This is a genomic window from Deinococcota bacterium, from assembly GCA_030858465.1.
In the GTDB taxonomy this organism is placed as follows: domain Bacteria; phylum Deinococcota; class Deinococci; order Deinococcales; family Trueperaceae; genus JALZLY01.
On sequence record JALZLY010000097.1, the window covers coordinates 1 to 13,118 of the forward strand.

Annotated in this window: 14 protein-coding genes and 1 pseudogene; 1 reads left to right on the forward strand and 14 read right to left on the reverse strand. The window is 66.3% G+C overall.

Annotation, left to right across the window (positions count from 1 at the left end; all coding sequences use genetic code 11):
- The coding region (locus M3498_04545) for a DNA polymerase III subunit alpha (GenBank protein MDQ3458566.1) at positions 1-1,144 on the forward strand (1,144 nt) is incomplete at its 5' end.
- 93 nt (positions 1,145-1,237) lie between these two features.
- On the opposite strand, the gene M3498_04550 is transcribed toward M3498_04545, so the two are convergent.
- From M3498_04550 to M3498_04615, 14 genes and pseudogenes are all read right to left on the reverse strand, one after another.
- Entirely contained in the window at positions 1,238-1,627 is a 390-nt protein-coding gene (locus tag M3498_04550) for a response regulator (GenBank protein ID MDQ3458567.1), read from the reverse strand.
- Positions 1,628-1,766: 139 nt separating this feature from the next.
- Complete coding sequence (locus M3498_04555; protein ID MDQ3458568.1) at positions 1,767-4,397, reverse strand: PAS domain S-box protein; 2,631 nt, start codon at positions 4,395-4,397, stop codon at positions 1,767-1,769.
- 153 nt (positions 4,398-4,550) lie between these two features.
- Positions 4,551-4,904: pseudogene (locus tag M3498_04560) on the reverse strand (GAF domain-containing protein).
- A 103-nt stretch (positions 4,905-5,007) separates the two neighbouring features.
- A complete protein-coding gene (locus M3498_04565; protein ID MDQ3458569.1) occupies positions 5,008-5,946 on the reverse strand; it encodes a hypothetical protein in 939 nt (312 codons plus the stop codon).
- 71 nt (positions 5,947-6,017) lie between these two features.
- Positions 6,018-7,274 carry an MFS transporter gene (locus M3498_04570; GenBank protein MDQ3458570.1) on the reverse strand — a complete coding sequence of 419 codons (1,257 nt, stop codon included), beginning with the start codon at positions 7,272-7,274 and terminating at the stop codon, positions 6,018-6,020.
- On the reverse strand, positions 7,271-7,948 hold the full coding sequence (locus M3498_04575; protein ID MDQ3458571.1) for a zinc metallopeptidase: 678 nt from the start codon (positions 7,946-7,948) through the stop codon (positions 7,271-7,273). The genes M3498_04570 and M3498_04575 overlap by 4 nt, the downstream gene beginning before the upstream one ends.
- A 158-nt stretch (positions 7,949-8,106) precedes the next feature.
- Positions 8,107-8,406, reverse strand: a complete 300-nt coding sequence (locus M3498_04580; protein ID MDQ3458572.1) for a stage V sporulation protein S — start codon at positions 8,404-8,406, stop codon at positions 8,107-8,109.
- A 287-nt stretch (positions 8,407-8,693) separates the two neighbouring features.
- Complete coding sequence (gene paaJ, locus M3498_04585) at positions 8,694-9,206, reverse strand: phenylacetate-CoA oxygenase subunit PaaJ (GenBank protein MDQ3458573.1); 513 nt, start codon at positions 9,204-9,206, stop codon at positions 8,694-8,696.
- A gap of 2 nt (positions 9,207-9,208) precedes the next feature.
- A complete protein-coding gene (paaC, locus tag M3498_04590; protein MDQ3458574.1) occupies positions 9,209-10,051 on the reverse strand; it encodes a phenylacetate-CoA oxygenase subunit PaaC in 843 nt (280 codons plus the stop codon).
- Positions 10,041-10,349: a phenylacetic acid degradation protein PaaB gene (locus M3498_04595; protein ID MDQ3458575.1), complete on the reverse strand. Its 309-nt coding sequence runs from the start codon at positions 10,347-10,349 to the stop codon at positions 10,041-10,043. Before M3498_04595 ends, paaC begins: the two co-directional genes overlap by 11 nt.
- A 4-nt stretch (positions 10,350-10,353) precedes the next feature.
- Entirely contained in the window at positions 10,354-11,283 is a 930-nt protein-coding gene (gene paaA, locus M3498_04600; protein MDQ3458576.1) for a 1,2-phenylacetyl-CoA epoxidase subunit A, read from the reverse strand.
- Between the two features lie 111 nt (positions 11,284-11,394).
- On the reverse strand, positions 11,395-11,715 hold the full coding sequence (locus M3498_04605) for a hypothetical protein (protein MDQ3458577.1): 321 nt from the start codon (positions 11,713-11,715) through the stop codon (positions 11,395-11,397).
- Positions 11,712-12,281: a TetR/AcrR family transcriptional regulator gene (locus tag M3498_04610; GenBank protein MDQ3458578.1), complete on the reverse strand. Its 570-nt coding sequence runs from the start codon at positions 12,279-12,281 to the stop codon at positions 11,712-11,714. Before M3498_04610 ends, M3498_04605 begins: the two co-directional genes overlap by 4 nt.
- A 99-nt stretch (positions 12,282-12,380) precedes the next feature.
- Entirely contained in the window at positions 12,381-12,857 is a 477-nt protein-coding gene (locus M3498_04615; protein ID MDQ3458579.1) for a response regulator, read from the reverse strand.
- Between the last annotated feature and the right edge of the window lie 261 nt (positions 12,858-13,118).

Consider the following 13,118-nt stretch of genomic DNA (forward strand, 5'->3'; position numbering starts at 1 on the left):
GCACATGGGTATCCAGGTTCTGCCCCCCGACATCAACGAGTCGCGCGCGGACTTTACCCCGGTGGGCGGCATCATCCGCTTCGGGCTCTTCGGGGTCAAGAACGTGGGCGACGGGGCAGTCGAACACATCTTGAAGGAACGCGACAGGGGAGGCGTCTTTAGGGACTTCTACGACTTTTGCGAGCGGGTGAGCAGCGCCCTCGTCAACAAGCGCGCCACCGAGTCCTTGATCAAGGCCGGCGCCTTTGACGGCCTCGGCGAGCGCGCCACCCTGCTCGCCAGCCTCGAGGCGGCCATGAAGTGGGGTGTGGCGCAGCGCGAGAACGCCGCGAGCGGCCAGCTCAGCCTCTTTGGCGCCGACGACTTGCCCCCTCCCCCGCTCCAGAGTGGCGTGGTAATGTCTACGCTCGAGCTCTTGCGCATGGAAAAAGAGGCCTTGGGCCTCTATATCTCCGACCACCCCATGAACTCCTACCCCGGCCTCGCCGACGCCGCGAGCTGCACAGTTGAAGGGCTCGAGACCTGGTGCAAGGACAACATGATGGACACCGCACGGGGCCAGCGCTGCCGGGCGGCCCTTTCGGGCATCTTGCAAAACGTCGTCAGGCGCTCGACCAAATCGGGCAGCATGATGGCGCGCTTTGAGATCGCCGACGAGACCGGCGCGCGCGAGGTGCTAGCCTTCAGCCGCGCCTACGAGGAGATGGCGGACGAGCTCATGGAGGACGCGCCGGTCGTCGTCGTCGTCGAGGTCGCGCAGGAGGAGAATAGCCTCAGGCTGGTCGCCGAACGCCTCATCCGCTGGGACAAGCGCGGCAACCTGCCCGAGCTGGCCTTTATCGAGTTCGACCTGCAGGCGGCGAGCGAGACCATGTTGGTGGAACTGCGCTCCTGGCTCGATGAGTGCGCGGGCGTCACCCCGCTCCGGCTCAAGCTCCGCGCCGGGGCGGGCACCGCCCTCTACGCGGCGGAGGCGCTGAGGGTGGACAAGGGCAAGCTGGACGCCTTGGCAGCGGCCTGTCCCTGGCTGAAGGCCAGCCTCAGCATCGACCGGGACCAGCTCTTGCGGAGCAGTGCCGGGCGAAAACCCTGGGGCGCGCCCAGAGAAAAAGAGACTCTGGCGGGCGCGGATATCCCCTTTTGAGATGAGAAGACAGGACTGAGGTAAAAGGAAGGTAAAAGGACTGTTCACGAAGCCCAACGGAGTTGAGCAAATGCCAGATCTCAGCCCTCACTTCTATCCCTTGGCGACTTCGCGCCCGGCAGTGGCCTTTTCGACGAGGCTGATGAGCTCTGCCGGGCTGAAAGGCTTGATGAGATAGGCGTCGGCGCCGGCCTCTTTGCCCTGCTCGATGTCGGCCTGCTGGCCGCGCGCGGTGAGCAGACAAACGAAGGTGGAGGCGTGCTCGGGGCGACTTCTGATCTCGCGGCAGACGCCGTAACCGTCGAAGTCACCGGGCATCATGATGTCCAAAACCACCACCTGTGGCCGCTCGAGCTCGATGAGCTCGAGCGCCCTTAGGCCGGTATCCGCCTCCAAAATGGCGTAGTCACCGAGCTCGAGGGTCATGCGCACGAGCATACGTACCTCGGCCTGGTCGTCCACCACAAGAATCTTCGCCCTCATCGTCCCCTCTCACAGCAGAGCCTGACGCACCGCAAGCACGCCACCACGAACCTCCCCCACTGTTTTCCCCAACTTTCCCCCACTGTCTTGTACCGTTCACTTTACCAGACATCGGGGATGATTAATAGACATGGCCCGGCTAGCTCCGGTCGACCGGCAACCACAGGGTGACGGCGGTTCCCCTGCCGCGTTCGCTGTTGACCTCGACCGAGCCGCCGTGCAGCTCGATAATCTCCTTGACCAGCGACATGCCGAGGCCGGTGCCGGGAATGGTCCCCGAGTTGTCGGCGCGGTAGAAGCGCTCGAAGATGCGCGCGACCTGGTCCTTGCTCATGCCGATGCCCGAGTCCGCGACGGTGACGCCGAGCCAGGAGCGGCCCCCGCGCCGCTCGCAGCGCGCGTCGAGCCGGATGATCCCGCCGTCGGGCGAATACTTAAAGGCGTTGGAGAGCACGTTGGTGAGCACCTGCTGCATCTTGTCGGCGTCCACGGCGACGCTTGGCAGGGCGCCCGGCAGCTCGAGCCTGAGTTCAAACTTGCCGTCCACGTCAAACCCGCGCAGGGTCCCCTCGACGATGGGCGCCAAGTCCTGCCGGCTGATCTTGAAGTCCTTGCCGGCTCTCGCCTCGATGCGGGCGAGGTCCAAGAGTTCGTTTAGGAGCTGCACCAGCCTGGCCGACTGGTCGTGGATGGTCCTGATCAGCTCCTTGCTGGTGGCGAGGTCGTAGTCGCGCTCCAAGAGGAGCTGCGAGAAGCCGTAGATGCTGGTCATGGGTGTGCGCAGCTCGTGCGCGGTGGTCGACAAGAACTCGCTCTTCATGCGGTCGACCTCGGACTCGTGGGTGACGTCGCGCAGGTAGATCACCCGGCCCAGGAGTTCGGCGCCGTCGGTCACCAGCGTCCGCACGGTGCGCTGCAAGATGGTCGGCCGCGGCCTGACGAGCCGCACCGTGTCCTGGAAGGTCTCGGTGTCGACCAGGTAGGAGGTGTAGGGCAGAGCGGGATCGCAGAGCTCCCTGATGAGGCGGTCGAACCCGGCCTCGAGCTGGCCGATCACCTGCTCGGGCCCCAGGCCGGTCATGCGCAAAAAGGCGTCGTTGACATAGGCGACCTTGCCGCCCTCGTCGACCGAGGCGAAGCCGTCGGGTGAGAGCGCGAAGATGGTGTGGAGCTGCCGCGCGGTGTTGGCGAGTTCGCCCGCCGCCTGCTCGAAGTTCCCCTTGCGCACCTCGGCTAGGCGGGCGACCTTGCGCAGCTCCTCGTTTTTGTGGTCGAGTTCGCGCAGGCGCCCCTTCAGGGTGTTGTTGAGCTCTAAAATCTTGGCCTCGTACTCGGTGCGCTGCGAGATGTCGCGCTGCACCGCAGCCCAGTGGCTGAGCTTGCCCGCTTCGTCGCGCACCGCCGAGATGTTCCACTCGATCACGTAGTCCGAGCCGTCCTTGCGGTAGTTGATGGTGCGCGCGGTGAAGGGCTCCTCGCGCGCCAAAGAGCGCTTCAGGCGGTCCAAGACGGTACGGTCGGTCTTGGGCCCCTGGAGGATGCGCGGCGTCTTGCCGACGACCTCGCCCGCGCTGTAGCCGGTGATCTTTTCAAAGGCGTGGTTGACGTAGACGATCTTGGGCCCCGGGTAGCCGAGCTCGGTATCGGTGATGAGGACGACCTCGTCGATGTTCTCGACGGCCTTCTCGAGCAGCCGGAGGCGGTCGCTGGCGCGCTTGGCGAGGCTGATGTCCAGGGCGGTCGCCACCACGCCGGTGATCTCACCGGCGGCGGCAAGCGGCGACAGGCTCAAGTTGAGCGTAGCCACGCTGCCGTCCTCCCGGCGCAGCTCGGTCTCGAGCCGCACCACCTCGCCGCTGGCGACGACCCTGCCGAAGCAGCCCTCGACCTCGCGCCGGTTCTCGCCGCAAAAGAGCTCGAAAAACGACGCACCCACCAGGCTCTCGCTGTCTTGGCCGATCATCTCGCCGAGCCGCCGGTTGACCAGCGTGAAGCGCCCCCTGAGGTCGAGCGCCACGATCGCCTCGCTCACGCTCTGCATCACCTTGTCCTTGAAGTCGCCCTCCCGCTGGAGCGCCCCCTCGGCGAGTTTGCGCCCGGTGATGTCTTGAAAGTAGACCGAGAGCCCTTCCTCCGAGGGGTAGGCGTGGACCTCGAGCCAGCCCCCTAGCGACTCGTAGAAGTCCTCGAAGACGGCCGGCTGACGGGTCTTCATCGCCTGCTTGAAGGCCGCGTCGAAGCGGCTGCCCACCCCACGCGGAAAGACGCGCCAGATCTCCTTGCCCATCAACTCGTCTTTGCGGCACTTGAGGAGCCTCTCGGCCCGGGGGTTCAAGTAGGTGAAGCGCCACGCGCCGTCGAGCGAAAAAAAAGCGTCGGTGATGCTGTGCAAGATGGTGGTGACCCGGCTCGAGTAGCGTTTCAAGGCCTCCTGCTCCCCTTTGCGCTCGGTGATGTCCGCGGCGATAAAGGAGGCGCCGATGATCGAGCCCTGGGAGTCGAAGATCGGCGAGATCGACAGGCTGACGTCGGCGAGGTGGCCGGCCTTGTGCCGGCGCTTCAGCTCGAGCTTGCCCACGCTCTCGCCGCCGGCGATGCGGCGCATCTGCGCGTCGAAGTCCGCCTCGCCCTCCGGGGCCAGCAGGTCGATGTGCCGGCCCTTTGCCTCGGCCTCGCTGTAGCCGTAGAGCGCCTCGGCGGCGGTGTTCCAAGAAAGGATGAGGCCGGCGCAGTCCACGCTGATGATGGCCAGCTCGGCCGAGGCCACCATCTGGGTGACGAGCCGGCTCAGCGCCTTATGCGCCTCGCTCTGGGCGCGGGTATGCGCCTCGGCGCGCCTCAGCCTCCTTCCCGCGAGCCTGAGCTCGAGGCTCTCCATGACCATCGCCGCCAGCTCGGTGAGCCGCGCGCGCTCGTCCTCGCTCAGGCCGCGCGGCACCTGGTCGATGAGGCAGAGCGTACCAAGGGCGTGGCCGTCCTGGGCTATCAGCGGCGCACCGGCGTAAAAGCGGATAAAGGGCTCGCCGGTGACGAGCGCGTTGCTCCGAAAGCGCGGGTCTTCCCGCGCGTCCTCGACGATCATCACCTCGGAACTCAAGATGGCGTGGTGGCAAAAGGACAGGTCACGGCTCGTCTCTCTGGTGCTGAAGCCGTAGCAGGATTTGAACCACTGCCGTTCCTCGTCGATGATTGAGATGAGTACGGTGGGCACCCCGAAGAGCCTCGCGGCGAGCGAGGTGATGCGGTCGAAGCTCGCCTCGGGCGGGGTATCCAAAATGTCGTAGGCGCGTAGAGAACGGAGCCGCTCGAGCTCGGACATGGCCATATCTCCAGTTTACCCCGTGCGCTTGCCTCCGTGACCTTGCTGAAGACGGGTAGGCTCAGGCGGTCGCCGCGGCCTCGAGCCTGTGCATGTCCAAGTCCATCCCCAGCCCCCGGGCGAGGCGCATGGCCGCGGCCAGCTTGACCGCGCCCGGCTCGAGCTCGGCCAGGGCCACCACCGCCTTGAGCGCGAGCGGCAGGTGGGGCGCGGCGTCCGCCTCGGCGATGGCGCGGTGCAGGTGAACGGTCTCCTTGCTGAGGAGACCGAGCGAGAGCAACGCCCGAGCCAGGCCGATGCGCTCGCCCTGCCTTTGAGCGCGCCTAAGCGCTTTGCCGGCGACCTCCCTGCCTTTGGCAGGATAGCCCCAGACGCCCTGCGCCTGCGCCAGCCCGGCCAGCGGCAGGACCGACAGCTTCTCGCTGCGGCTGTACTCGGTCAGGCCAAAGGCCTTGCCGAAGTGGATGACCGCCTCCTTGGGGTTGTCGGCGTCGAGCTCCAGCTCGCCCAGGGCGCAGAGGGCGGCGACGGCGGCCTCGAGCTCGCGGCCCGTCTCTGCCATGCGGAAAGCTGCCGTCAGGGGGGCCCTGGCCTCCTCGAGGTGGCCGCGGTAGCGCAGCGCCGAGCCGAGGACGAGCAGCGAGCGAAGGCACACCTTCGCGTCGCTCGCTTGCAACAGCGAAACGGCCTCTTTGAGTCTGCCCAAGCGCAGATAGGTAGTGCCGAGCGTGGTGCGCAAGCCCGCGGCGTCCCCCGGGAGCCGGGCGAGGTGAGCCTCGAGGTAGAGCGCCGCTTCGGCCAGCCGTCCAAGCTCGAGCAGCAGGTCGGCGGCCGCCGACTGGAGTTCCGGCTCGTAGGGCATGGCGTCGGCCAGTGCCAGTGCCCGGTTCGCCGCCTCGTCGGCACGCTCCGCCTGCCCTTCCGCATGGGCCTGAAGGGCCTGGCGGTGGGCGTCGTAAAAGAGGTCTCGCTCATCCGAGAAGTCGCTAAGCCGAGGCATGCCGTCAGCTTACCGTCGCTTCGCAGCCGCGCAATACCGGCTCGGACAACATTGAACCGACTGGCCGCGGCTCAGCAGACGCGCTCGAAGACCGAGATGAAAAAGCCGTCGAGGCCGCCTAAGGGCAGGAGAAACGTGCCCTCCGCAGTCTCCTCCGCAGTCTCGACCGCAGGCAGCGGCGGCTCGGGCTCGATGAGCCGAAAGTCGGGCTGAGCGTCCAGAAACCAGCGGACGTTATCCACAGTTTCGGCGCGGGTGAGCGCGCAAACCGCGTAGACGAGCCGGCCGCCCGGCCGCGTGAGCATTGCGGCGGTCGCGAGCAGCTCGCGCTGGAGCGCGGCCAGCTCGTGGACGGCCTTCTCCGTCACCCGCGTGCGCAGCTCGGGGTGGCCGCGCAGGGTGCCGGTGCCGGTGCAGGGCGCGTCGAGGAGGACCTTGGCGGCGGGCTCGAGCGCGGGCAGGGTGCGCAGGTCGTGGCTGAGGAAGGTGGCCTCGAGGCCGAGCCGGCGCAGGTTGGCGCGCCCCCGCTCGGCCTTCTTGGCGAAGAGGTCGAGGCTGGTGACGGCCGCGCCCGCCGCCGCCAGCTGCGCGGCCTTGACGCCCCCGCCGCCCGCTAAGTCGAGCACGCGCTCGCCGGCCTTGACCTCGAGGAGCCGGGTGGGCACGGTCGAACTCGGGTTTTGCGCCTGCACCCAGCCGCGCTTAAAGGCGCTAAGCTCGACCAGCGGTTTGGGAGAGCGCACCGCTACGGTGTCCGCGAGCGGCCCATCGGTCAGCTCGGCCCCTTCCGCCTCGAGGCTGGCCCTCGCCTCCGGTCGGTAGAGCAGCAGCCAGAGGGGTTGGGGCGTCAGGCCGCTCGCCGCCAGCCTCGCCGCCCTGTCCGGCCCAAAGAGCCCCTGCCACTCCTGGTAGAGCCAGCCCGGCAGACCGGCGGCGGTGGCCTCGTCCAGCCCTTCTTGCAAGGTTACGCGGCGCAAGACCGCGTTGGCGAGCCCGGCGAGCCGGGGAAAGGCCGCCTTGACGACCTCGACCCACTCGTTGACGGCGGCATGCCCAGCCGTCTCCCGAAAGAGGCGCTCGTAGCTGCCCAGGCGCAGGGCGTCCAGGACCTCGGGCGGCAAGCCCTCGGGGGCTTTGAGCAGCGGCCTCAAACAGGCGTCGAGGGTTATTTCGCGGCGCAGGCTGCCGTAGACGAGATCGGTGACCAGGCCGCGGTCTTGCGCCGAGAGCGGCTCTTTGCGCAGAGCGGCGTCCACTGCGGGCGCAGAAAAAGCGCCGCGGTGAACGCGGCGCAGGGTGTCCAGGGCAACTTGTCGGGCGGAGGCTATTCGCGGTTCCCCAGGAAGATGCTCAGGTAGTAGAGCAGGTAGGCCAAAGAGGCCGCCATCGCCGCCACGTAGGTCATCGCCGCCGCGCTGAGGACCGCGCGGGCCCCGCCCGAGTCCTGCGAGGTGACCAGGCCCATGCTGCTCAGTTGCGCCATCGCCCGCCTCGAGGCGTCGAATTCGACCGGCAGGGTGACTACCTGAAAGAGCACCGCGGCGGCGAAGAGCGCCAAACCCACCAGGATGAGGTTTTCGTTCATGCCCAGCATGAAACCGCCGAAGACCAGCCAGGGACCGAAATTGGCGCCGATGCCGGCGACCGGCACCAGAGCCGCGCGCCACTGCAAGGGCGCGTAAGCCTTGGCGTGCTGAATGGCGTGGCCGACCTCGTGAGCCGCTACCGCCATGCCCGCTACGCTGGCGCCCCGGTAGTTGGCTTCCGACAGGCGTACCACCCGCTTGCTTGGATCGTAATGATCGGTGAGCTGACCCTGGACCGCCTCGACGGGCACGTCACGCAGGCCATTGGCGTCTAAAATCGCCCGGGCGGTTTCCGCACCTGAGAGGCTCGAGGCGTTTTGCACCCGCGACCACTTGCCGTAGGTGCTCTTCAGCCACATCTGCACGAGCAGGGTGCCCGCGAACGTAACGATAAAAAGAATCAGTCCAAAACCCATGTGACCTCCAGAGATCAAAGCTAGCAAAGATCAAAGCTAGCGCGCCGGCAGCCGAAGCCGCCAAAAAAGATCGCCACCACCGTGACGACCGTGCTGATACCAGTATAGCAAAGAGCCGCGCCGCCGTGTGAGGGCGCGGAAACAGCCCAAAGGACAGCCTACAGCGGGGGAGACAGGTCGGGCGCGAAGTCCTCGAGCGGCTCCGAGCGCACGGTGAAACGCACCGCGGTGCGCTCCTCGTTCTGCAGCTCGAGCTTGACGAAAGAAGGCTGGGTGGTCAGGTCCAGGCCGTCGGGCTCGATGTAACTCCTGGCGATGGCGATGGCCTTGACCGCCTGGTTGACGGCCTGAGGTCCGATGGCCTGGACCTCGACTTCGCTCTGCGTCCTAAGCAGTGCAGCGATCGCCCCGGCCACCGAGTTGGGGCGGGAGCTTCCTGATACGCGCAAGGTCTCGATGATGAACCTCCTAGATCGTGGTCATGGTGACGGCTTCAAGGCGACGATCTACTCTTTACGGTCCCTCTATCTTGCCCTCGGGCGCGACTCTTTTCCGTAGTACATAACGCTAAGGTACGTACCGCCAAGGCAGATACCCATAGCGCAGATACCCGCAAGGCAGATAGCTGGTCACGACGCTCGAGGGCCAGTCACCGCCAGTATGAGCCAACGATGGCAAGGACAGATATGTGCAAAGCACAGTTCCTGTTCCGGCAGCCTTTTGGCATGGTCGTGCCGGTAAAGGTCTAGAGCGCCTTGAAGCGTTCGAAGGGTTCCCGGCAGCTCGAGCAGTAGTGGAGGGCGCGGCAGGGTGTCGGCCCGAACAGGCTCTCCTGACGGGTGTCGAAGCCGCCGCAGCGCGGGCAGGCGGCGGGCGGGCTGTGCATCGGCAGCTCGTCCAGGCCGTCCGCGGCGAACCCGTCCCCCTCGGGCGGCGGCGCCAGGCCCGCCTCCTTGAGCATCTCCCGCCCCGCCGCCGTGATGCGCGCGCTCGTCCAGGCTTCAGCGAAGGAGACGGTGACCTCGACCTCGCCGTAGGGCTCGAGCCCGGCTCTGATCTCGCGCTGCATCATGTCGAGGGCGGGGCAGCCGACGAAGGTCGGCAGCATAGCCACGCGAATCTTCTCGCCCACCTCTATCCACCCGATCACCCCGAGGTCGACCAGGTTGATGGTGGGGATCTCGGGGTCGGGAATGCTCCTCAAGATGTCCCAAACCCCCTCCTCGGCGATGCCAGGCAGCCCGGATGTCCCGGCCACCCTCACCACCTTCCCTCGGGCTCGAGCCTGACCACCATCGTCATGTCCTCGTAGAGCTCGTCCCAGTCCGGGCCGTGCCGGCCACGGCGTCCGCCCGTTTGCGCCTCCGCCCCGGCGGGCACTGTCAGGCCGTGCGCGCCGAAGAGCGGCGTCAGGCGCGCGCGCCAACGCTCCAAAAGCTCGTCGCTGCTCGCCTCGAGCAGGCCCGCCTCCAGGAGCGGCCCTTCGCCCGCCGGGGCCTCGAAGAGCCCCAGGAGGCCCGGCCAGAGACTTTGCACGGCGGCCTCGAGGCGCGCGCGCGTCTCGGGGTTGCCGGCAAGCGTGCGCCACCAGGTCTCGCCGTGCTTAAGGTGGTAGCGCTCCTCGCGGCGCACTTTGCGGACGGCCCCGGCGAGCGGCGCATAGGAGGACGCCGCCAGACTCTCCGAGCGCAGGTCGTCGAAGAGGTCGTATAGGTAGCGCCGGACGATGGCGCTGGTCCAGTCGCCGTCCGCCAGGTGATTGCCGTCCGGCTGGTACTTGGGCGCGGTGCGCATCTCTAGAACCTGGGCGTGGTAGTAGCCGGTCTTGTCGCGTTGCAAGGCCAGCCTGTCGGGGTCCTCGCCGCTCAACCCCCCCACCAGCGTGTAGAGGAGGCGGGCGTGGCCGAGCTCGTCTTGGGCGAGCGAGGAGAAGGCCAGATCCTCTTCGACCATCGGCGCCACGCCCGTCCACTCCGAGTCGCGGTAGCCGATCACGATCTCGTCGTCGGCGACCGTCAAGAGGTAGCGGCGCAGGGCCTTCTTCAGGTCGGGAGACATGTGTTCAGGAGACAGGGCTTCAGGAGACGGGGCTTCAGGCGTCATGCGTCTTCTCCTTCTCGCCTCTCAGCCTTTCCCGGAGCGTCTTGCGCTTTTCGACGGTCACCCGGTAGGCGACGCCCATCTTGAAGGAGCGGTCGAGCGGCGGGCGCAGGAAGTCGGCGTCCTCGATCACCCTGACGCTCTCTCGCGGCACCACCCAGAGCTTGCTGGCCTCGTTGCGCCGGCTGTAGACCTCGCGAGCGTACTGGGCGGCAAACTCCGGGTCCGGCGCCTGCACGCTGCCGACGTGGACCATCACGCCGCCCTCGGCCTCGCTGCGAAAGACCTCGTAGACGTTCATGATCCTAGGCGGCGGCCGCTTGCGGCCCGGCCACGGCGCGGCGCAGCCAGGCGCCCTCCTGGTAAGACAGCCGGCGGTAGCCGAGGCGGGCTGCCGAGGCCGGGCCGTGGCCGGTCACCACGGTGACGAGTTCGTTCCAGTCGGGCTCGCTGTAGCGCCAGCGGCCCGCCGCCTCGTCGTAGCGCAGCGCCTCGTCGGGGATGACCAGGCCGATCTCGCGGATCTTCTTGACGTAGGTCGACAAGAACTCCTGCCGCAACTCCTCGTTGTACTTGGTCTTGATGCCCCAGGCGAGGTCCTTGTCCTTTGCTACCGGGGTGGGCGGGCCGTGGAACATCATCAAGGGTGCCCACCAGCGCTCCAAGGCCTCTTGCATCATCGCCTTCTGCGCGCTCGTGCCGGCTACCGCGGTCAGGACGATGTCCTCGCCGTGCTTGAGGTGGAAGGCCTCTTCCCAGCAGATGCGCTTCATCACCCGGGCGTAGGGCGCGTACGAGGAGCGTTGCAGGGCCGACTGCGAGATGATGGCCGCGCCGTCGACGAGCCAGGCGATGATACCCACGTCACCCCAGGAGTAGGTGGGGTAGTGAAAGACGTTGTGGTACTTCGTCTTGCCGCCGATGAGGTCTTCGAAGATCCTCTCCCTGGGTTTGCCCAGGTCCTCGACCAGCCGGTAGAGGAGCTGGGCGTGGCCGACCTCGTCTTGGATCTTGGCGGTGACGGCGAGCTTGCGCTGAAGGCTGGGCGCGCGCAAGATCCAGTCGCGCTCGGGCAGGGCGCCCATCATCTCCGAGTTGGCGTGCATCTCGATAAACTTGGCGAGGCGCAGGCGGTAGTCGTCGGGCAGCCAGTCGCCCGCCTCGACCTTGCCGCCCTCTTCGATATGCTGCTTGAAGGCGTCTATCTGTTCGGCTGTTTCGTGCTGGTTGAGCATCTCGTTTGCCACGATGTCCTCCTTGGGTGAGCGGTTGGTTCTTGCGTTATCAGCCCTTAGCTGTTGGCAACTAGCTAAAACCTAACGGCTAAAACTTAACGGCTCCTCGCCTCACAACTCCTGCCAGTACTCGAGCGTGACCCGTTCCCTGTCCACGTAGTCGTCGAAGACGCGCTTGATGGTCTCGTGCACCTCGGTGTCCTGGTAAAATTGCCAGAGCGCCTCCATATCCACCGCGCGGTAGACCACCTTGACCTTTTGCGGGTCGCTGATCGAGCGGTAGAGCCTGATCTCGTGCGCCGGCGAGATACCGTAGCCTTGGGCGAGGCCGTCCAGGCTCGACAGCGCGCGAAAGGCCCGGGCGAAGCCGCTCCCGCTGGCGCTGGCCTTGAGCGGCAGGGTTTCGACGATGGTGTAGCGGTAGTCCGTCACGTGGGCTCACCCCCCAGCGCGCCGAGGACCAGCTTGCAGTAGGCTTCGGCAAGCTCTTCTAAGGGCAGCGGCCCCTCGGGGTCGAGCCACTGGTAGGTCCAGTTCAGCGCGGAGAGGACGAAGAGGGTCGCCAGTTTGGCGTCCTCGACCGCGAAGGCGCCGCTCGCGGCGCCGTCCTCGATGGTCCGCCTGAAGTGGCTCTCGTAGAGGTCGCGGCGCGCGGTGACGCTGGCCTGGAGCTGGGGCGAGAGGAACTTCCAGTCGTGGAAAAAGACGGTAGCGTGCTCGAGCTCCTTGGCGATCACCCGCAGGTGCCCGGTGACGAGCGCGCGCAGCCGCTCTTGCGGCTCGAGCTCGCCGGGCACCGCCTCCGCCATGCCCAAAAAGGCGTCCGCCGCACGGCCCACGATCTCGCAGAGCACCTCCTCCTTGGAGGCGATGTGCACGTAGAGGCTGCCGCCCTTGAGCTTGAGCGCCCCGGCGATCTCGCGCATCGAGGTGTTGTGGTAGCCCTGGCGGCTGAAGAGCTGCCCCGCGGTGCTGAGGATTTGACTGCGTCGGTCCATCGGCCCTCCTCTCGAGCGCTCGAACTAACAAGCGTTTGTTAAATCCAGTATAGCGGAACCAGCCGTTCAGATCAAGCGACATGCCAGCGAAGGTCGGGCTTATGGCCTGGCGTCGTCCTCGTCGTCCTCAGGGCTCGGCCAGTACGCTTCGATAATCATGATCATGGTGCTCAGGTAGTTCCTGATCGGTTTGCGGACGAAGGCCATCGCGCCGAGCCCCAAGCTGTCGAGTTCGTCGATCTCATAGTCCGAGCCCGAGAGCACCACGGTGGGAATCCCCTGGGTGCGCGCCTCGGACTTGAGCACCTGCAAGACCTGGTCGCCCCTGAACTTGGGCAGGTTGAGATCGAGCAGGATGAGACAGGGCAAGAGGGCGTTGTTCTTCTTGGCGAACACGCCGTCGCCAAAGAGCACATCAAGCGCCTCGAGGCCGTCGCGCGCCACGACCACTTCGGCGTCCACCGCCGACTTCTCGACCGCCACCTTGATGAGGGCGGCCAAGTCGGCGCTGTCTTCGATGAGAAGAAGGGCGTCGCGCTGCTTTCGTCCGAGCGAAGACTCGTAATAAGGCGTCATACGGTCCATAACAAACTACTACACTGTGTCACGCGCGCGGTAACAAAACTATGATACCGGCCTGCAAGCTTGTTGCTGGCTAGAGGATGATGAGTACCTATGCAAAAATTCCTGGGACTTTGTCATTGCGAGGGGCGAGGAACGAGCGACGCGGCAATCTCCGTTTGCGCTTATCAGGTAGGTTTTGAGATTGCCACGCTTCACTCAGTGTGCCCCTTGCAGTGTGCCCCTTGGGTATCGTTGCGCTCGCAATGACAAATA